Below are 19,735 nucleotides of genomic sequence, written 5' to 3'. Positions count from 1 at the left end.
GGTCTTCTCCCATGTGTTTTGTTGCGTTGCAACTTATGGGCGCGCAATTCGATTAGCAACTGTTACTTTATTTTTTTTGCACTAACGAAAAAGCTGTATTGGCTCATGATTGCAAATCCAGCTTCAATGATAGCACGGCCTGAACCGGCTGGCTTTGCGCAAAGCCAAATGTCCATGCATAAGCCACTCTGGCGCTTATCGTGATAGAAGCATTTGTAAAATCAGGCAATTTTGGGGATCAGCCCCGTGTTTGGCGCAGCGCCTCACCGGCGATCATCGCTGCCGACATGGCGACATTGATGGAGCGCTGGCCCTCGACCATCGGGATCAGGATGCGGGCATCGGCGCCGTCATGGACATGGTCGGGGACCCCGGCGCTTTCGCGGCCAAACAGCAGGATATCGTCGGGCTGGAAGGCAAGTTCGGTATAGGGCATGGCCGCCTTGGTGGAGGCTAGAACCAGCCGGCGCCCGCTGTTCTTGCGCCAATCCTCAAATTGCGCCCAGTTGACATGCCGGGTGAGGGTGACGGCGGCGAGATAGTCCATTCCCGCCCGCTTCAGATTGCGGTCCGACAGGTCGAAACCGGCAGGCTCGATAATATCGACACCCAGGCCCAGGCAGGCGGCGAGCCGTAGGATCGTGCCGGTATTGCCGGGAATATCCGGCTGGTAAAGGGCGATGCGGAGCGTGGAGGGGGAGGTGCCGGTGATGCTATTGGTCATGGCGTTTGAATATCGGCTTCGCTGCGGCCTGTCTGTTGTCGATGGGCAACAGTGCGACCGCAAAACAGGGTGCCGTTCCGATTGCGACTTTTCAATTTCCCGCTGCGTCTTTATTGAAAGTGCATCTTCACTCGAGACAGGGAGGCACGCATGACCGATATCCACTGGATGCGCCACCCCGCTGCACGAATTCTCCGGCAGCGCTGAGCCCTCTCGACTTTTCCTTGAATGCACCGAAACGCCATCGCCTGAACTGCGCTTTTGCCCGATCTGTAACCTTTGCAAGAGGCGATGTCTTTCTCAATCCCATGGCTGACTTGGCCTGAACCTTTGCGGTCAGGCGGTCATGCTGCCAATCGGCTGGCCCTTTCGCGGTTGGCCGCCGTTTACCGATTGAGCTTGCCATATCCCGGTTGCTTTGCCGCGATACGCGCTATATCGGTCCGGCAAGCTGATGGAGACTGAAGATGTTTACCTGGTTCGAACGCCAACTCAATCCCTATCCGGCCGAGCAACCCAGCCTGCCGCCCAAGGGCCTGTTCCGCTTCATCTGGCATTATACCAGGCCCGCTGCCGGCTGGCTGGCGCTGATGGCCTTGCTGGTCATGCTGATTGCGGTGGGCGAGGTGATGCTCTTCCAGTTCCTCGGCGATATCGTCACCTGGCTCTCGCATGCCAACCGCGATACGTTCCTGCAAACCGAGGGCTGGCGGCTGGTGGGCATGGGGGCCTTGGTCCTGGTGTTTCTGCCGGGCATTGCCACGATCAATTCGCTGATCGTGCATCAGACACTGCTGGGCAATTTCCCGATGATCGCCCGTTGGCAGATGCATCGCTTCCTGCTCAACCATTCCATGACGTTTTTCGCCAACGAGTTTTCGGGCCGGGTCTCGACCAAGGTCATGCAGACCTCGCTGGCGGTGCGCGAAACCGTGGTCAAGGTGCTGGACGTTTTCGTCTATGTCATTACCTATTTCATCTCGATGCTGGTGGTGATCGCCTCGGCCGACCTGCGCCTGCTGGTGCCGATGCTGATCTGGCTTGGCATCTATATCTCGATCGTCACCTATTATGTGCCACGGTTGCGCAAGATTGCGGCACTTCAGGCCGATACCCGCTCGACCATGACCGGGCGGATTGTCGATAGCTATACCAACATCGCCACGGTCAAGCTGTTCTCCCATACACGGCGGGAGGAGGACTATGCCAAGGGCGCGATGGACGAATTCCTGCAATCCGTCCATGCGCAGATGCGTAAGGTGACGCTGTTTCAGGTCCTGGTCTATCTCAACAATTGCACGGTCATCTTCCTGATCGGTGCGCTGTCCGTCTGGCTGTGGTTGACGGCCTCGATCCAGGTCGGTGCTATCGCCATTGCTATCGGGCTTGCCATGCGGGTCAACAGCATGTCGCAATGGGTGATGTGGGAAGTGTCGGCGCTGTTTGAAAATATCGGCACCGTCTATGACGGCATGGAGATGATGACCAAGCCGCATGACATTACCGACAAGCCCGATGCCAAGCCGCTGACCGTGCCGAAGGGCGAGATTGTCTATGACAAGGTGCGCTTCCATTATGGAAAGACGCGCGGCGTGATCGACGATTTCTCGCTGACCATCAAGGCTGGCGAAAAGGTCGGGTTGGTTGGCCGCTCCGGCGCTGGCAAGACGACGCTGATGAACCTGCTGCTGCGGTTCTACGATGTCGAAAAGGGCCACGTTACCATCGACGGGCAGGATATCGGGGCGGTGACCCAGGATAGCCTGCGCGGTCAGATCGGCGTCGTCACCCAGGATACCTCGCTGCTGCACCGGTCGATCCGCGATAATATCGCCTATGGCCGCCCGGATGCCAGCGATGCCGAAGTGGTCGAGGCAGCCAAGCGCGCCAATGCCTGGGACTTCATCGAGCACCTCATCGATATGCAGGGCCGGGTTGGTCTGGATGCGCAGGTGGGCGAGCGGGGTGTAAAGCTGTCCGGCGGCCAGCGCCAGCGGATTGCCATTGCCCGGGTCTTCCTCAAGAACGCACCGATCCTGGTGCTGGATGAAGCGACCTCGGCGCTTGACTCTGAGGTAGAGGCCGCCATTCAGGAGAGCCTGTTTGCCCTGATGGAGGGCAAGACCGTGATCGCCATCGCACATCGGTTATCGACACTGACCGAAATGGACCGTCTGGTCGTGCTGGACAAGGGCCGGATCATCGAGACCGGCACCCATCACCAGCTCGCCAGCCAGAGCGGCGTCTATGCCGATCTATGGAACCGCCAGTCGGGTGGTTTTTTGGCCGACGAGGCCAACGAGGTGCAGGAAACGGCGGCGGAGTGATCCGCCGTTCTTTGCTGACAGACGCTCTCATTCCCGATGTCAGATGCTCGGCCAGGTGCCGAGCATCTGACATCGCTGACTATCTTGAATGAAGGTGATGACATGGATCTGGCGGCAGATCCTGGTTGAAAGGCGATACAGGCCTATAGCGGCTTTCGGAAGAAGACGACGCGCTGTGTCTCCTCAAAGCCCAAAGCGGTATGGAGCGCATGGCTGGCTGAATTATCAAGTGGCGCGTCAGAACCAAATTCAACACACCCAAGCGACTTTCCCCAATTGGCAACGGCATTGCAAAGCAATCCAGCGATACCTTGTCGCCTGTCAGCGGGGCGGACATAAATTCCTTCGAGGAATAGAACGGGCGAACTGCTGCATCCATTCACATAATCATGTCGCAAGCTGGCCTCAGCAAAGCCGACCGCTTCATTCGCGCTGTTTCGGGCGATGAACGCGATGGCCTTTCCACTTTCCGAGAGAAACGTTCGGACCAGTTCAGCGCGATGATCTTCAATCATGTGATGCGGCCAGAGCGCGGCACGAAGCTGCACCCACGGCTCTACGTCATTTATCGTCCCAATCTCAACAATCGATTTCATATTGGGGTTCCCTTTAGGGCGCTTTCAGCTCGGCGTTCGGGTGACACGGCAATCAGGGTGTTACCATCCTGATCACGCAAATATAACCAGCCAATCGACATCAGCACCTTTGTCCCGGTCGGCAATAGCCCTAGTTTGAGAGAGAACCGACTCGTCCCGTTCGGCTCATCCGAGGTCCCGCCCCATGCTGATTGCCGCCATCATCCGTCTGTTCGAACGCTGGGTTGATCCCTTTACCGAGCGTGCGGATCTTTGCCCGCCGGGCGACACCACGGCTTTCGTGTGGTTTTATGTGCGCCAGGCCAAGTGGGCATTTTTTGCCATGGCGCTGTTTGGCGGCGCGGTGGCAGTGATGGAAGCCAGCATGTTCTGGTTTGTCGGGCGGCTGGTGGATCTGATCGATACCGTCCCCAAGGCTGCGGGCTGGCAAGGGCTATTTGGTGCGCATGGGCTGGAACTGCTGGGCATTGCCGCCGTTGTCGTCTTCGTGCGATTTGCGGTGATCACGCTGAGCGCGTTGGTCGAAGAACAGGTCGTGGTGCTGAATTTCCTCAATCTGGTGCGCTGGCAAAGCCATGTCCATGTCGCGCGCCAATCGCTGAGCTTTTTCCATAATGATTTTGCTGGACGGATTGCCACCAAGGTCTGGGCGGGCGGCCAGGCGACGGGTGATCTCCTGACCTCGTTGCTGCAAGTCGCCTGGTTCATGGTGATCTACACGATTTCCACCATGGCGCTTTTGGCGCAACTGGACTGGGTGCTGGCAGCGATTATCGGGATCTGGGTGCTGATCTTTGCGGTGCTGGCCCGCTATTTCGTGCCGCGCATCCGTCGCCATGCCCGCGACACCGCCGAAGCAGGCTCGGCGCTGACCGGCAGACTGGTGGATAGCTATGCCAATATCCAGACCCTGAAACTGTTTGCCCGCGAGCGGCAGAACGATCATTACATCCGGGCCGGTTTCGAGCGGTTCCAGGCAGCGCAAGCGCCCTTTACCCGGTTGATCACAGGCGTGCGTGCCTCGCTGGCACTGCTGTCGGGCGGCATGATCCTGATGATTGCTGCCGTCTGCATCGACCGCTGGTTTTCAGGCGCGATGACGGCGGGCGGCATGGCGTTTACGCTTGGCCTCGTGCTGCGCCTCAGCATGCTGCTAAACCGGATGATGACCCAGTTGAACGGTATGATGCGCAATATCGGCACGATCCAGAACGCCGCCGAGATGATTTCCCAGCCTATCGGTCTGAAGGACCGGCCCGATGCCAAGGTACTCACTGTCACCGGTCCGGAAATCCGCTTCGACGATGTGTCCTTCCATTACGGCAAGCAGAAGGGTGCCATTGATCATCTGTCGCTGACCATTAAGCCCGGCGAGAAGGTCGGCATTGTCGGGCGCTCCGGGGCTGGCAAGACGACGCTGGTCAACCTTCTGCTGCGGTTCTACGATGTCGAGGGCGGCGCGATCCGCATCGATGGCCAGGATTTGCGCGAAGTGACGCAGGAAAGCCTGCGGGGCAAGATCGGCATGGTGACGCAGGATACAGCCCTGCTGCACCGCTCGATCCGTGACAACATCCTGTTTGGCCGCGATGAGGCGAGCGAAGAGCAGCTGCGCGCTGCCGCCGACCAGGCCGAGGCGCTGGGCTTTATTGAAAAACTCGTCGATCAGCGTGGCCGGACCGGCTTCGACGTGCATGTCGGCGAACGCGGCGTAAAACTCTCCGGCGGCCAGCGCCAGCGGATCGCCATTGCCCGGGTGATGCTGAAAGACGCGCCAATCCTGGTGCTGGACGAGGCAACCTCGGCGCTCGATTCGGAAGTGGAAGCCGCCATCCAGTCCAATCTGGAACAGCTGATGAGCGGCAAAACCGTGCTGGCCATCGCCCACCGCCTCTCCACCATCGCCAGCCTCGACCGCCTGGTGGTGATCGACCAGGGCCGGATCATCGAAGAGGGCAGCCACGACGAACTGGTGGAGCGGGGCGGGCTCTACGCCGAGCTTTGGGCGCGTCAATCGGGGGGATTTCTTGGCGGTGAGGAGGCGGATCGGGCGGCGGAATAAGATGGCCTCGTCATTGCCACCCAGGTGTGTCCGCTTTAAGATCAGCACTATCTATAGATAGCGGGTTCGTAATACAAAAATTACGCCGAATGAATCAGGCTGGTCCATGTATGAGATGACGAAAACGAAGGGGTCTTTCACAAAAATGAGGACGCTTCGCTGGAGGCTGGCGATTACCTTTTTAAAGATTGTTTTCCGAAAGGAAGAAAGACTAATTTATTCTCTCAAGGCGCTTGGAATGAGTGATCTCTTCTGCGTACGGGCTCTCGAATTCGCTTATCATCTGGACAACCGGTCAGCGAGCATGCTGATCGGCAAGTTCATTGCTAATCCATTTACTGAACCTAAAATCTGAGCCGTCCTTCCGGGGCGGAGTTCATTATTCCGCAATGCCACTCAACAAGCTAATAGAACTATTAGGCCTCATGGCTTCGGCAGCAACAGATCGGTGATCAATCCATAATGGTTGGAGCCGAAATTCGAGGGAATGCGTGACAGCTTCGCCGCCATCAGCGGGCTGCGGATGTAGATATGGTCGATCGGCACGCCGAAGGCGCCGCCGATGATGGGCCAGGTGGCGGGCTCGAGCCCAGTCGTGTTCATGCCGGTGACTTTCAGCAGTTTCTGCATGTCGGGTGCCAGCGTTGAGGCGTTGAAATCGCCAGCCAGCAGGAGAGGGCCATCGATGCCGCTCAAGACGTCGCCCAGTTCTCCCAGTTCCTCCATGTGGTAGCCGTCGAAATAGGGCTTGCTCAAATGCGCGGCGGCCAGATGCAAGGCGGTGCCGCCGACATGGATTTTCGCCATGGCAAACCGGTCGCGCCTGAGGTCGCTGAGATTGCCGACATAGACCATGTCGAGCGGATATTTCGAGAGGATCATCAGGTCGCAGGTCGGCGTGTGCTCGCCGCAGCCGATTCGGTAGGGATAGGTCTTGGCGAGCCGGTCGAGATGCAGGGAAACGGGGGCAGCCTCCATCACATAGGCGACATCCGCCCCCGATTCGAGAATGTAATCGGTGATCGCACTGCCGTTTTCCAGGTTGTCACCCAGCACGTTGAAGGACACGACCCTGAACGGCTGCATGTGCGCCAGATCGATCCGGGGTGTTGGCGGCAGGGTGGCCCAGATCATCCAGACGGCATGACCGGCAATAAAAACTGTAGCGGCCAGAAGCGTCATGGTGAACAGGCCGGGGCGTAGCGCCAGGCAGAACAGCGCCATGAGCAGCATGACCAGCCCGGCGTGCAGCTGGAGACTATAGATCACCCCCGCACCCCAGAAACTGGTCGTGTAACGCAGGGCAAACAGGCCAAGGGCAAGTACGAGCAGGGTTGCCATAATGTGCAGCAGCATCGATTTCATCTTCTTGCCTTTTGCGGAATTGCAGTGTCATGCAGACTATAGGGTGCAGACTGCGTTTCTATAACGCTTTCTATTTGTTGCATGATTTTATCTTTAAGCCGCTTCCGGTTGCCAGCACCATGCATACGGCCTGTCAGATGGCACAGAACGTGATTTCTGAAAAAGACGAGATCCGGCAATCAAGCTTGCACCCTTGGGCTTTATAACGAGACTGCCAAAATCCCGAGGTCAACTCACAACGATTACACATGCAGATCACGAAAATTTTGCAGCGCAACAGTCACTTGCGCATTGCACAAGTCTTGACTTTTTTCAAATAAGGTTCGCAGCCAAAAGCGTGAAAAACAGGGCTCTTCTCGTGTCCTGGCTCTTGATAAAGCGCAAACCCCTGCAATTGCAGGGGAATTTTTATCCCTGGTTTTCCTAAAGTTTTCCGCGACATGTTGCCTCTGATGCGGTTGAACACTGGACAGATTTCACCAGCGCGCATAGAAATTGACTTGGAGGCGGAGAATCCATGGCGATTTTGTGGCGTCATGGATGCCGTCAGGGGGACCGCTGCCGTAGGACCTGCTCGTTGAACGGGTATTGCGGTGGATGAAAAGTGATCGAGCGTCCTTTGCGGGTGAGAGTGACCCATGGCGCTCCAACGGTTTGTCGCAGGCGATGCGAAGAGGATGGTTTGACCGTGAGCGAACACAATACACAGACTGAAACTGCGAGCGGAGGCATGGGCGCGGGCGAGCCGACGCGCCGCGACTTCCTTTATCTCGCCACCGGCATGGCGGGCGCAGTTGGCGCTGCGGCTGTGGCCTGGCCCTTTATCGACCAGATGCGGCCCGATGCCTCGACCCTGGCTTTGGCCTCCATCGAGGTGGATGTCTCGGCGCTTCAGCCGGGCATGTCGCTGACGGTCAAGTGGCGCGGCAAGCCGGTCTTCATCCGCAACCGCACCGACAAGGAAGTGGAAGAAGCCAAGGGCGTGCCGATTGCCCAGCTGAAGGACCCGGTGGCGCGCAACGCCAATGCCGGCGACGACGCCCAGGCGACGGATCTTGCCCGCTCGGCGGGGCAGGGCAAGGAAAACTGGATCGTGATGATCGGCTCCTGCACCCATCTCGGCTGCGTGCCGCTCGGTCAGGCCGGGGAATATGGCGGGTGGTTCTGTCCCTGCCATGGCTCGGTCTACGATACGGCCGGCCGTATCCGCAAAGGTCCGGCGCCGGAAAACCTGCATATTCCAAATTATGGGTTCGTATCCAATACCGTGATCAAGATCGGCTGAGGGGGAGAGATTGATGAGTGGGCATTCCAGTTACCAGCCTTCGAGCGGGCTGACACGGTGGATCGATCAGCGGCTACCCTTGCCGCGCTTGGTCTATGACAGTTTCATTGCTTTTCCCGTGCCGCGCAATCTGAACTACGCCTATACATTCGGCGCCATGCTGGCGGTGATGCTGATCGTGCAGATCCTGACCGGCGTCGTGCTGGCCATGCATTATACCGCTGAAACCACAGTCGCCTTCAATTCCGTCGAAAAGATCATGCGCGACGTCAATCATGGCTGGCTGCTGCGCTATATGCATGCCAATGGCGCGTCCTTCTTCTTCATCGCCGTCTATCTGCACATCGCCCGTGGTCTTTACTACGGGTCCTACAAGGCTCCCCGCGAAATCCTCTGGATTCTCGGCGTGGTGATCTTCCTGCTGATGATGGCAACTGCCTTCATGGGCTACGTTCTGCCCTGGGGCCAGATGTCCTTCTGGGGGGCGACTGTTATCACCGGCTTCTTCTCGGCCTTCCCTTATGTGGGCGAGTGGATCCAGACCTTCCTGCTTGGCGGCTTCGCCGTCGATCAGCCAACGCTGAATCGCTTCTTCTCGCTGCATTACCTGCTGCCCTTCATGATCGCAGGCGTGGTTATCCTGCATATCTGGGCACTGCATGTCACCGGGCAGACCAATCCGACCGGGGTTGAGGTGAAGTCAAAGACCGACACGGTGCCGTTCACGCCCTATGCGACGCTGAAGGACGCCTTCGGCGTGTCGATCTTCCTGATCGCCTATGCCTGGTTCATCTTCTACATGCCGAACTTCCTTGGCCATCCCGACAACTACATCATGGCCGACCCGCTGAAGACCCCGGCGCATATCGTTCCTGAATGGTACTTCCTGCCATTCTACGCCATGCTGCGCGCCATCACCTTCAACGTGCTGTTCATCGATTCCAAGCTGGGTGGCGTGCTTGTCATGTTCGGGGCGATCATCGTCTTGTTCTTCCTGCCCTGGCTGGATACGTCCAAGGTGCGTTCTGCTGTTTACCGTCCCTGGTACAAGCTGTTCTTCTGGATCTTTGTCGCCGATTGTATCCTGCTCGGCTGGCTCGGTTCACGTCAGCCGACGGATACATTCACCACCATGGCGCAGTTCGGTACGCTGTATTACTTCGGCTTTTTCCTGGTAATCATGCCTCTGCTTGGTCTGCTGGAAACGCCACGGCGGGTTCCGAACTCGATTACCGAGGCTGTTCTGGCCAAGAACGGCAAAACAGCCGAAGCGCATGTCTGAGACAGGCAGGGAGAGGATAAACTCAATGAAGAAGCTTGCCACAAGCCTCCTGTCGCTGGCATTCGCCACCGGTCTCGGCTTTTCCGCAGCGCTTGCGCAGGAACATGCGGAAGGCGAAACGCCCCATTACCCCATTCATAAGCCAGCCCCGGTGGAATGGAGTTTTTCCGGGCCTTTCGGCAAATATGACAAGGGACAATTGCAGCGCGGCCTGAAGATCTACAAGGAAGTCTGTTCCGCCTGCCATTCCATGAACCTGGTTTCCTTCCGCACGCTGGAAGACCTGGGCTATTCGGAGGCCCAGGTGAAGACCTTTGCCGCCGAATACGAAGTGCAGGATGGGCCGAACGCGTCCGGCGAAATGTATACCCGCAAGGCCGTGCCTTCGGATCATTTCCCGTCGCCCTTCCCCAACCATGAAGCCGCCGCTGCCGCCAATAATGGCGCCGCACCACCGGACATGTCGCTGCTGGCCAAGGCACGCGGCATCGAGCGTGGTTTCCCGACCTTCATCTTTGATATCTTCACGCAATATCAGGAGGGCGGGCCGGATTATATCCACGCGCTGCTGACCGGCTATCAGGACCCACCGGCTGGCGTGACGGTGGCCGAGGGCACCCATTATAACCCGTATTTCTCTGCCGCCTCGGCACTTGCCATGGCGCCGCCGCTCAGCGAGGGGCAGGTGACCTATGACGATGGCGCGCCGCAGACGGTTGACCAATATGCCAAGGACGTTTCGGCTTTCCTGATGTGGGCTGCCGAACCGCATCTGGAAGAACGCAAGCGCACTGGCTTCATGGTCATGGTCTTCCTGCTGATCTTCTCCGGCCTGGTCTACCTCACCAAGAAATCGGTTTATGCCAACAAGGAACATTGATTTCTCCTTGGTATGACGCAAATTCGCAAAAGGCGGCCTTCGGGCCGCCTTTTGCTGTTTTTTGTGAATGTGTTGATCAAGATAGAGGGCTTGTCTGCGATCACATTGCCTCTGGACAGCGTCTTAAATCCATTTCGATTTCAGGAAGAATGCAGTAGGGTCCGGCGCAACTAGAAATTCCGTCAGCCGGGCAGACCATGACACAGATTTCCCAGGAACTTTCCGCCGCCATTCGCTCCATTCCGGATTATCCCAAGCCCGGCATCGTGTTTCGCGATATCACCACGCTGCTCGGCAATCCGCGTGCGTTTCGCCGCGCCGTCGATGAGCTGGTGCAACCCTATGCCGGGTTGAAGATCGACAAGATCGCCGGCATGGAGGCTCGCGGCTTCATTCTGGGCGGGGCGGTGGCGCATCAGCTGTCTGCCGGTTTCGTGCCGATCCGCAAGAAAGGCAAGCTGCCGCACACGACGGTGCGGATCGCCTATAGCCTGGAATATGGCGTGGACGAGATGGAAATGCATGTCGATGCTGTGCAGCCCGGCGAGAAGGTCATTCTGGTCGATGACCTGATCGCCACCGGTGGCACCGCCGTCGGCGCAGTGCAGCTACTGCGTCAGATCGGCGCCGACGTCGTCTCCGCCTGCTTCGTCATCGACCTGCCGGATCTCGGCGGCCGCAAGAAGCTGGAAGCGCTAGGTGTTGAAGTGCGCACGCTGGTGGAATTTTCCGGGCATTGATCTTTATTGAACCGAAACGACGGATGCCGCGATGGATCACGATCTTCTAGCTCATTTGCCGCTGCGCAAAAGGCGGGAGCTGGATCGTGTCCTGAAAATTCTCTTCGAGGAATTCGACGAGGCGCAAAAGGGCAGGCTTTCTGCCAAGAACAAGGGCGGCCAGATTCTCAAGGTCCTCCTGTTCGGCTCCTACGCGCGTGGCAACTGGGTCGAGGACCATGCCAGCGGCTACTACTCGGATTACGATATACTGGTCGTGGTCAACACGGAGACCTTTGCCGACGAGGATGAATTCTGGCGCACGGCCCATGACCGCATCATCCGCGAAGAGCTGGTCACCAAGCGCCTGAAAACCCCGGTAAATTTCATCGTCCATTCGCTTCATGACGTGAACGACAAGCTGGCCCAGGGATTGCCGTTTTTCGTCGATGTTATCAGCGATGGCATTCCTCTTTACGAGGTGCCGGGCCATGGCTTTGCCGAGCCGAAGCCGATCACCGCGCAAGAGAGACAAGCGAAGGCGCAAGCCTATTTCGATGATTGGTTTCCGAGCGCTGTCTATAACGTGACACTGGCGGGCTATGCCAGCAAGGACATGCAGCTCAAACAGGCGGCTTTCAACCTCCATCAGGCCACGGAACGCTTCTATCACTGTGTCCTGCTGGTGTTCACTCTCTATAGCCCGCCGCTTCACAGTCTTCGGAAGCTCAGGCCTCTGGCTGAAAGCTATGACGCCCGTCTTCGAGACGTTTGGCCGCCGAAAAACCGCTTGGCACGTCGTTGTTTCGACCGATTGCATCGCGCTTATGTCGAGGCGCGCTACTCCACGGAATATGTTGTTACGCTCGAAGAGTTGGACTGGCTGTTTGATGCCGTCAAACGGTTACAACATGCTACGGAGATGGTTTGTCGTGAAAGACTGGCTATTCCTGAATAGCTGTCTGTTACTTGCTGTCGATCTATTTCTTTTATGATTACGCGATGGCGGATGCGGCTTACCCCTCTCTGCCTTGCCAGGCATCTCCCCCTCAAGGGGGGGAGATCGGATGGTGGTGCATGTCCGTTTCCCATCAAGCCTGTTGCCAAACAGAATTGAATGTATACGTGTGAGAGGCCAGTTCCACGTCGATCTCCCCCCGTGAGGGGGAGATGTCCGGCAAGACAGAGGGTGGTAAGCCGCGCATCAAAGCCGTTATGATGTGTATAGGGTTCACACCGAACCCGACAGGTTCTTAGCCCTTCACCGCCTTGGCAATATCATCGGCAATTTCTTCCGGCTTGGTGATCGGCGCATAGCGGGCAATCGGGGTGCCGTCGCGGCCGACCAGAAATTTGGTGAAATTCCATTTGATCGCCTCGGTGCCGAGAATGCCGCGCACTTCGTGGGTCAGGTATTTGTAGAGAGGATGGGCCTCGTTGCCCTTCACATCAATCTTGGCAAACATCGGGAAGCTGACCTTGAAATTCAGGTCGCAGAAGCTGGCAATTTCCGCTTCCGATCCCGGTTCCTGGCCGCCGAACTGGTTGCAGGGAAAGCCGATGATGACGAGATCGTCCTGAAAACGCTTTTGCAGGGTCTCCAGGCCCTCATATTGCGGTGTGAAGCCGCATTTGCTGGCGGTGTTGACGATCAGGAGCAGTTTTCCGGCAAATTCGGCAAGCTTGCGCTCCCGACCGGTAATATCCTTGGCTGAAAAGTCATGAACGTTCATTGTCATTCTCCTGTTCAAGAACGGTGCTGACGAAACGCAGCACCGGCTCGCCCTGTTGGTTCATGCCTTCGGCAACGCTGGCGTGGAGGTGCCAGCCGGGACGCGATCTGAGCGCACGGCTGTTTTGTGCCGTCAGGCTATAGGTAATGTCGTCCCCGGCATAGACCGGTTTCAGCCATTTCAGGTCGGTAAAGCCGGGCGAGGGGCCAAGCCGCGGCGGTGTCACGCCTTCGGCAATGGCTTTGGCGTTGGCTTCGCCCATGAAGTCGAGAAAGGTCCGCATCCACACCGAACAGGTATGCCATCCCGAGGCGCAGAGACCGCCGAAGACGTAGGACTTCGCCGCTTCCGCATCGACATGGAAGGGCTGCGGATCGAATTTTGTGGCAAAGCGGATAATGTCCTCCGCGTTGAAATGGCGGGTGCCGAGCACGACTTTTTGCTCGAAGGGGAACAGGTCAACCATTCTCATGCCACGTCTCCTGCCGGTTGGCGCTGGCGCATCATGGCCGCATTGCGGGCGACGATGACGGTTTCGCCCTTTTGGTTGACCAGCTCATGGCGGCTGGTGATGACACCGATCCCCGGGCGCGAGCGCAATGGCCGGGCCTCTTCAACCAGGGAAAAGCCACTCAGGGTATCACCCGCCAGGACAGGCGTTTTCCACTGCACGAAGTCGATGCCCGGCGCTCCCTCGGAATAGGAGCGCAGGATATAGCTGTCGATCATCATCCGCATCAAAAGCCCGCAGGTGTGCCAGCCGGAGGCCGCCAAGCCGCCGAGAATGCTGGCCTCACCGGCTTCCGCATCGAGATGCATCGGCTGCGGATCGAATTCTGTGGCAAACTGGATAATGTCGTTTAAATCCACCGTAACGGGGCCAAGCGGCAGGCGTGTACCAACCGGAAAATCTTCAAAATATAATTTATCTGTCTGCATAATATCCTCTCTGGGCGTATCCGAACCCTAATAGCACAGATACAAGAATTACGGTGCCGGAGGCGTGCCTGGAGCGGGGTCTGGAGCGGCACCCGGAATACTGAAAGCATTGCCGTTGACCTTGATCTGGCCGGTGCGATCCGTTTCCACGTGCCAAAGCAATTGGCCATCATCCTGTGTCTTGGCAAAGCCTTTCGCCATCAGCAGGAAAAATGCTGTCTGGCCCAGCTCTGGCGTTTGCTTGGCATTGGTCTGGAGATAGGCAATGGTCTTGTCGAAATCGCGTGCTGTTACGGTTACGTCGACCAGCGGTTTGTCGTTGCCTGTCAGGGCAAAGGTGGTTTTACCGGTAACCGTGACGTCGTAAAGCGAAGATGCCAGGCGGGTCCCGTCATAGGCAATGGTGGCGATGCCATCGGGAAAGAAGCGACGGCTGATTTCGCTCTTTTGCGGCGGTGTCAGCGGCTGGGCGGGATCGTAATCGACATTGTCCATCAGGTAATTGATGCCATCCGCCGCGTTGACGCTGGGCACCGCTACCTTGATTGTCGCGGTCTGTGGAATGAGCGGCACATAGGCCGCCGGCACAAGACCCGCTACCATCCGCGGCTCGACGAGATCCAGGCCGAAGCCGAATCTGGCGCCATTGCTGATACCGTCGATCATGGTCTCTATGCCGAAACGCTTGGCGGTGAACGGCCCTTGCGGGGTCTCGACCTGCATGTCGCGATAGACAACGGTCTGGGACATGGTCTTGAAAAGCGGGAAATTCGAGCGGAAAAGCTGGATCAAAATGCGCTTTTCAGCCTCATCCATTGGCGACTTGTCCCAGTTCTTGACCAGGATCGCGATCATTTTCTGAAGCGGCTGGAAGGCAACGCCTTCGATTTTCACGGAGCTTTCGCCTGAACCGGCGCGGAAACCGGCAGGGTCCGCTTTCGAAGCCCTGATGGCTTCAACGAGGTTGGTAAATGTGCCACTGCTGGCAACAGTGATCGTCTTATCACCGTCCTTCGCCCCCTGGACTGTGGAATTGATCGTGCCCAGGCGTATGTCCGTCGAACTGTCACCCGTCTGCAATCGCAGCCGCATGTCCTCGGTCTTGTAGGTGCCGGACTGTAGATAGGTGATGGTTGGATCGTAGATGCCCGTCATACTGTAGGAATCGACCGAAAAGAGAAAGTTGGACTTGGGGCCTTTCTCCTTGGTCTGTCCTTTGACATCGATCCCGCCTGCCTGGTCGATTTGCCACAGGCCACCGTCCAGCGGCCGAATGAGGGAAACGACCGGGCTGATGCCCACGGCCTTGGTGAACTTGATCGCCTCGATGCCGAAGAGCGCAATGGTATTGACCCGGACCTCATAGGCGCTCTTGCGCGCCCGCACCGTCATGGCGCTCGCATCCTTGACCATGCCGTCCGGCAGGGCGGACAAAAGCTGCTGCTTGAGGTCCTTGGCGCCCTTAGGGGTAACATCGGCGGCGTTTGCCTGCCCATGCATCAGGACAGCGGATAGAAACAATACAGGCACGGATATCGAACGCATAGTCACTCCCCTCATGGCAGGAGGCGGTAACCCACACCGCTCCAACAGGTTGATATTGCCCAGTTGGCTACCGTTTTAAAGGGCAAAATAAAAGCGGGATGCTTTTGAATGAGCGTCCCGCTTGTGATTGATTGTTAGACCGTCGCAATATGGATCAGGTGTTGAAGCGGAAGTGGATGACGTCGCCGTCATGCACGACATATTCCTTGCCTTCGTCACGGCCCTTGCCTGCTTCCTTGGCGCCGACTTCACCCTTGTAGGTGATGTAATCGTCATAGGCGATGGTGAAGGCGCGGATGAAGCCGCGTTCGAAATCCGTGTGGATAACACCAGCTGCGGCGGGTGCCTTGGTGCCGCGCGGAATGGTCCAGGCGCGGGTTTCCTTGGGGCCGACGGTGAAATAGGTGATCAGGTCGAGCAGGTGATAGCCAGCGCGGATCAGCCGGTCGAGACCTGCTTCTTCCAGCCCGAGTGCCGACAGAAATTCGACCGCTTCCTCGTCTGGCAATTGCGCCACTTCGGCTTCGATGGCCGCTGAAATGATTACGGTTTCCGCCCCTTGTGCCTTGGCCATTTCCTCGACGGCTTTGGTATGGGCATTGCCGGTTACGGCATCGGCTTCGGCGACATTGCAGACGTAGAGGACCGGATGGGAGGTCAGCAGGTTCAGGCTTTTCAGCACCTCGCGTTCCTCGGCATCAAGGCTTGCCAACAGCAGGCGGGCGGGCTTGCCCTCTTGCAACAGCTTCAGCGCACCATCCATGACAGGCAGCAGCGTCATCGATTCCTTGTCCTTGGAGGCCGCGCGCTTGCGGGTCTGCTCGGTGCGGCGCTCCAGGCTTTCCAGATCGGCCAGCATCAGCTCTGTTTCGATGGTTTCGGCGTCGCCAACTGGATCGATCCGGCCTTCGACATGGGTGATGTCGTCATCTTCGAAGCAGCGCAGCACATGCACGACGGCATCGACTTCACGGATATTGGCAAGAAACTTGTTGCCCAGGCCTTCACCCTTGGAAGCGCCACGCACCAGACCGGCAATGTCCACGAAGGAAATCCGGGTCGGGATGATTTCCTTCGAGCCCGCAACGGTGGCCAGCGTCTGCATGCGCGGATCGGGCACGGCCACTTCGCCGGTATTCGGCTCGATGGTGCAGAACGGATAGTTGGCCGCCTGGGCCGCAGCCGTCCTGGTCAGCGCGTTGAAAAGGGTGGACTTGCCGACATTCGGCAGTCCCACGATACCGCATTTGAAGCCCATGGGTGTTTTCCGTGCTCAGTAAAGGTTTTGTTGCCTTGCCTATGGGGGAATGGAGCGGCCCGGTCAAGGCTTTGCCGCTTCTTGGCGCCAATTGCTTGAAGCCGGGAGCGGTTCGCATTATGGTAACGCGAGCGTGTGCCGATGGGAGTAGCCAATGCCTCAAAAAGTCATTGTCGGGCAGCCAAAGGTCAAAACCCGGCCAAAGCTGGAGCAGCCCAGGCTCTACAAGGTCATCCTGACCAATGATGATTACACCCCGCGCGAATTCGTGACGATCGTGCTGAAAGCCGTGTTCCGCATGAGCGAAGAAACCGGCAACCGGGTGATGATGACCGCTCACCGTTTCGGCTCTGCGGTGGTGGTGGTTTGCACCAGGGATATCGCCGAGACCAAATCCACCGAGGCTAATGATCTGGCCAAGGAAGCAGGGTTTCCGCTGCTCTTTACCATTGAGCCGGAGGAATAGGCTTCACGTGCGGCGGATCTGATAGCCGGTCTTGTTCTGGACAAAGCCGCAGGCTTCGTAGAAGTGGTGGATTTCGGGACGTGTGCTGCCTGTCAGCAGCATGACCTTGTAGCAGTCAGCATTCCAGGCGGCGTCGATGGCATGGAGAACGACCGCTCGGCCATAGCCCTGGCCTCTATGCGTCGCAGCGCTGACGACATTCTCGATCAGAGCATAAGGTCGGCAACCGCGCGTCAGGTTGGGGGTTATCAGCAAACTAGCCGTTGCTACGGGTCTTTCTCGGTCGAGAGCAACGAATACCGTCAGGCCAGGGTGGGAGAGAATCGCTGCATAGGTGTTATGCACCCGTTCAACGTCGGTAAAATCGTTGTTGCTGCTTAAGTCCTTGTAGAGTGCCAGCAAGGCCTCCAGATCATCGAACGTTGCGGGGCGAATGACTACGGTTTCAGACAAGGGATATCTCTATCTCAAATGGGGAACAGTTTGGCTTTAGGTAATTTGGCGGTCTGAATGTGGCGCTTTAGTTCCTCCAATTGCCGATCTGTCAGGGCGCTTTTGGGCAATGGGATCATCAGCGGCCCAGCAAAGAGCAGCACCAGGACTACGGTGTCTTCGGTCCAGTACATAAAATCGCTCCAAGCATGGAATGTCCGGCTTGTTGCATTGGCGCTGTAAAATCCTTTCGCGTCCCAGCCCACTTTGGCAGGGCGGCGGGAAGACGGCGTCGCCCGGAAATAGGTTTTTGCTCTCCTTTGGGACGTGAACCGAACGATGCATAATACCAGAATTATGATCCCCAAAATTGCTGCCGCTACCATCAAAAGATCGAAATATGTTGGTTTGGCATCAATCAAAAACATCAGGATGTAAATCAAGGCGACATAGCAGACGTAAAATATTGAGAGTTTTTTGAATTTAAACTTGCTTTTCCAGTTCAGCTTGTTGCCTGCGGTGACTTCCCTTTCCGTCAACTGACAGTCGACTGTCAGAGTATCGAAAATATCCCAGTCTACCTGCTCCTGAACAGACATTGCCTAATCCTTCTTCGGCCCAAACATCTTCTTCAACATCTCCGCCATCGGCCCGGTTTCCGGCAGCTTTTTGGGCTGGACCCCATTGCGAGCCTGATGAATGTGGGATTTGGCCGGCTTGGGCTTTTCCTCGTCCGCTTTCGTCCCTGTCGCAAGCGCTAGTTTGTTCATCAACTGGCTGTCTTCACCGCGCACTAGCATGTCGGCGTTTTCGGCCAGCGTTTCCAGCAGAGGATCCAGCCATTCGGCGTCGAGCTTGCCGAAATCGCCCAGCACATGCGCCTGGACCCGAGATTTATCGCCGGGATGGCCGATGCCGAGCCGCAGGCGGCGGTAGTTCAGGCCGCAATGGGCATCCAGCGATTTGATGCCATTATGGCCGCCATGGCCGCCGCCCAGCTTGATGCGGGCCTTGCCGGGCAGAAGATCCAGCTCGTCATAGATCGCTACCAGCTGTTCGGGGCCAAGCTTGTAGAAGCGCAGCGCTTCGCCGACCGATTCGCCCGACAGGTTCATGAAGGTCTGCGGCTTGATCAGCAGCACTTTTTCGCCCGCCAGCGTGCCATCGGCAATCTCGGCCTTGAATTTCTTCGACCAGGGCGAAAAGCTGTGGCGGCGATGGATGGCGTCGAGCGCCATGAAGCCGATATTGTGGCGGTTGCCGGCATATTGGGAGCCGGGATTGCCAAGCCCTGCAAGAACGATCATCGCATTTTCCACGAACGGTATTTCGGTTGGTCTTCACGACAGCGAAATGCCGGCCATGTCAACCCCGATTGCGCGTGCTATTGAGGCTGCAACAGGCCATATTCTCGCGAAAGCCTGGCTTGCGTGCCGTCGGCAATCAGACGATCGAGCCCGTCCTGCATGCGCGCTATCAGGGCATCGGGCATGGATTTATTGCAGGCAATGGCGAATTTCTGCTCGGTCAGCACGAATTGCTGTTCCAGCGGATGCCCTTCGTCCACCAGCTTGTGATAGAATTTTTCCGAGACCGGCATGAGGTCGATCCGGCCGCTTTCCAGCTTCTTGATGGTCAGATCGAGGTTGGCGGCGAGGTCGATCCTGGGAAAATCATGCCGTTCCAGAAGAGCCTGAGTGTAGTCGTCGCGCTGGGTGCCGACAATATATTTGCGGGCTTCTTCGACATTGTGCACCTGAATGCCGGAGCCCTTGCGGCTCATGATGATATTGCGATCGATGGCCAGCGGCTCGACCCATTTGAAGCGGCCTTCGCGCTCAGGGATATGGGCTGCGGTAAACACGCAGGTCATCGGTTCGGTTTCGGCCATCGCGATGGCGCGGGCCCAGGGCATCATCTCGATGGTATAAGGGATCGACAGACCCTTCATGATCATTTCGACCTGTTCGTAGCCGACGCCCTTGTCCACCCCGTTTTCCCTGAAATTGTAAGGTGGGTAATCTTCCGTGGTAAAGACAATGCTGTTTTGCGCCATGGCTGCGGCGGCCATGAACACCAAGGAGGACACGACGGCAAGGCGCAATACACTTCTTCGACAGCC

General features: G+C 57.5%; 21 protein-coding genes. 8 read left to right on the top strand and 13 right to left on the bottom strand.

Going from position 1 to position 19,735, the window contains the following annotated elements; genetic code table 11:
- Nucleotides 1–238 precede the first annotated feature (238 nt).
- A complete protein-coding gene (locus AVI_RS12670; protein ID WP_015916722.1) occupies nt 239–724 on the bottom strand; it encodes a tRNA (cytidine(34)-2'-O)-methyltransferase in 486 nt (161 codons plus the stop codon).
- Nucleotides 725–1,191: 467 nt separating this feature from the next.
- On the opposite strand from AVI_RS12670, the gene AVI_RS12665 reads away from it, so the two are divergent.
- Nucleotides 1,192–3,051, top strand: coding sequence for an ABC transporter ATP-binding protein (locus AVI_RS12665; RefSeq protein ID WP_015916721.1), 1,860 nt, complete (start codon nt 1,192–1,194; stop codon nt 3,049–3,051).
- 143 nt (nt 3,052–3,194) lie between these two features.
- On the opposite strand, the gene aac(6') is transcribed toward AVI_RS12665, so the two are convergent.
- Nucleotides 3,195–3,647, bottom strand: a complete 453-nt coding sequence (aac(6'), locus tag AVI_RS12660; RefSeq protein WP_015916720.1) for an aminoglycoside 6'-N-acetyltransferase — start codon at nt 3,645–3,647, stop codon at nt 3,195–3,197.
- A gap of 184 nt (nt 3,648–3,831) precedes the next feature.
- On the opposite strand from aac(6'), the gene AVI_RS12655 reads away from it, so the two are divergent.
- A complete protein-coding gene (locus AVI_RS12655; protein WP_015916719.1) occupies nt 3,832–5,709 on the top strand; it encodes an ABC transporter ATP-binding protein in 1,878 nt (625 codons plus the stop codon).
- A gap of 423 nt (nt 5,710–6,132) precedes the next feature.
- On the opposite strand, the gene AVI_RS12645 is transcribed toward AVI_RS12655, so the two are convergent.
- The gene (locus tag AVI_RS12645; RefSeq protein WP_139192297.1) at nt 6,133–7,065 is read right to left on the bottom strand and encodes an endonuclease/exonuclease/phosphatase family protein; all 933 of its coding nucleotides are present in this window, start codon (nt 7,063–7,065) and stop codon (nt 6,133–6,135) included.
- Nucleotides 7,066–7,354: 289 nt separating this feature from the next.
- Nucleotides 7,355–7,612 (bottom strand): hypothetical protein, encoded by a 258-nt coding sequence (locus AVI_RS30565; RefSeq protein WP_139192296.1) that lies wholly within the window; start codon nt 7,610–7,612, stop codon nt 7,355–7,357.
- A gap of 150 nt (nt 7,613–7,762) precedes the next feature.
- Here AVI_RS30565 and petA point away from each other — a divergent pair, with 150 nt between their 5' ends.
- The 5 genes from petA (at nt 7,763) to AVI_RS12620 (ending at nt 12,198) form a co-directional block, all read left to right on the top strand.
- Nucleotides 7,763–8,359 carry a ubiquinol-cytochrome c reductase iron-sulfur subunit gene (gene petA, locus AVI_RS12640; protein WP_041698135.1) on the top strand — a complete coding sequence of 199 codons (597 nt, stop codon included), beginning with the start codon at nt 7,763–7,765 and terminating at the stop codon, nt 8,357–8,359.
- A gap of 13 nt (nt 8,360–8,372) precedes the next feature.
- Nucleotides 8,373–9,641, top strand: a complete 1,269-nt coding sequence (locus tag AVI_RS12635; protein WP_015916716.1) for a cytochrome b — start codon at nt 8,373–8,375, stop codon at nt 9,639–9,641.
- A gap of 25 nt (nt 9,642–9,666) precedes the next feature.
- On the top strand, nt 9,667–10,521 hold the full coding sequence (locus tag AVI_RS12630; RefSeq protein WP_015916715.1) for a cytochrome c1: 855 nt from the start codon (nt 9,667–9,669) through the stop codon (nt 10,519–10,521).
- 197 nt (nt 10,522–10,718) lie between these two features.
- Nucleotides 10,719–11,261: an adenine phosphoribosyltransferase gene (locus AVI_RS12625; protein ID WP_041696913.1), complete on the top strand. Its 543-nt coding sequence runs from the start codon at nt 10,719–10,721 to the stop codon at nt 11,259–11,261.
- A gap of 31 nt (nt 11,262–11,292) precedes the next feature.
- The gene (locus tag AVI_RS12620) at nt 11,293–12,198 is read left to right on the top strand and encodes a HEPN domain-containing protein (RefSeq protein ID WP_015916713.1); all 906 of its coding nucleotides are present in this window, start codon (nt 11,293–11,295) and stop codon (nt 12,196–12,198) included.
- 295 nt (nt 12,199–12,493) lie between these two features.
- Here AVI_RS12620 and AVI_RS12615 read toward each other — a convergent pair whose 3' ends face one another.
- The 5 genes from AVI_RS12615 to ychF form a co-directional block, all read right to left on the bottom strand.
- A complete protein-coding gene (locus AVI_RS12615; RefSeq protein WP_015916712.1) occupies nt 12,494–12,973 on the bottom strand; it encodes a glutathione peroxidase in 480 nt (159 codons plus the stop codon).
- The gene (locus AVI_RS12610; protein ID WP_015916711.1) at nt 12,960–13,445 is read right to left on the bottom strand and encodes a MaoC family dehydratase; all 486 of its coding nucleotides are present in this window, start codon (nt 13,443–13,445) and stop codon (nt 12,960–12,962) included. Before AVI_RS12610 ends, AVI_RS12615 begins: the two co-directional genes overlap by 14 nt.
- A complete protein-coding gene (locus tag AVI_RS12605) occupies nt 13,442–13,912 on the bottom strand; it encodes a MaoC family dehydratase (protein WP_015916710.1) in 471 nt (156 codons plus the stop codon). Before AVI_RS12605 ends, AVI_RS12610 begins: the two co-directional genes overlap by 4 nt.
- Before the next feature lie 48 nt (nt 13,913–13,960).
- A complete protein-coding gene (locus AVI_RS12600; protein ID WP_015916709.1) occupies nt 13,961–15,457 on the bottom strand; it encodes a hypothetical protein in 1,497 nt (498 codons plus the stop codon).
- Nucleotides 15,458–15,611: 154 nt separating this feature from the next.
- Nucleotides 15,612–16,715, bottom strand: coding sequence for a redox-regulated ATPase YchF (gene ychF, locus AVI_RS12595; protein ID WP_015916708.1), 1,104 nt, complete (start codon nt 16,713–16,715; stop codon nt 15,612–15,614).
- Nucleotides 16,716–16,869: 154 nt separating this feature from the next.
- On the opposite strand from ychF, the gene clpS reads away from it, so the two are divergent.
- Nucleotides 16,870–17,181 (top strand): ATP-dependent Clp protease adapter ClpS, encoded by a 312-nt coding sequence (clpS, locus tag AVI_RS12590; RefSeq protein WP_015916707.1) that lies wholly within the window; start codon nt 16,870–16,872, stop codon nt 17,179–17,181.
- A 3-nt stretch (nt 17,182–17,184) separates the two neighbouring features.
- On the opposite strand, the gene AVI_RS12585 is transcribed toward clpS, so the two are convergent.
- The 4 genes from AVI_RS12585 to AVI_RS12570 all read right to left on the bottom strand — a co-directional run bounded on the left by AVI_RS12585 (nt 17,185) and on the right by AVI_RS12570 (nt 19,684).
- Nucleotides 17,185–17,634, bottom strand: coding sequence for a GNAT family N-acetyltransferase (locus tag AVI_RS12585; protein WP_015916706.1), 450 nt, complete (start codon nt 17,632–17,634; stop codon nt 17,185–17,187).
- A 14-nt stretch (nt 17,635–17,648) separates the two neighbouring features.
- The gene (locus tag AVI_RS12580) at nt 17,649–18,212 is read right to left on the bottom strand and encodes a YcxB family protein (protein WP_015916705.1); all 564 of its coding nucleotides are present in this window, start codon (nt 18,210–18,212) and stop codon (nt 17,649–17,651) included.
- A 3-nt stretch (nt 18,213–18,215) separates the two neighbouring features.
- Nucleotides 18,216–18,920, bottom strand: a complete 705-nt coding sequence (gene pth, locus AVI_RS12575) for an aminoacyl-tRNA hydrolase (protein WP_015916704.1) — start codon at nt 18,918–18,920, stop codon at nt 18,216–18,218.
- 77 nt (nt 18,921–18,997) lie between these two features.
- Nucleotides 18,998–19,684, bottom strand: coding sequence for a substrate-binding periplasmic protein (locus tag AVI_RS12570; protein WP_015916703.1), 687 nt, complete (start codon nt 19,682–19,684; stop codon nt 18,998–19,000).
- Between the last annotated feature and the right edge of the window lie 51 nt (nt 19,685–19,735).

The sequence above is a fragment of the Allorhizobium ampelinum S4 genome, assembly GCF_000016285.1.
Taxonomy (GTDB): Bacteria; Pseudomonadota; Alphaproteobacteria; order Rhizobiales; family Rhizobiaceae; genus Allorhizobium; species Allorhizobium ampelinum.
Note: the sequence above shows the minus strand (reverse complement) of the source record. Positions and strands in the feature narration are given on the sequence as shown.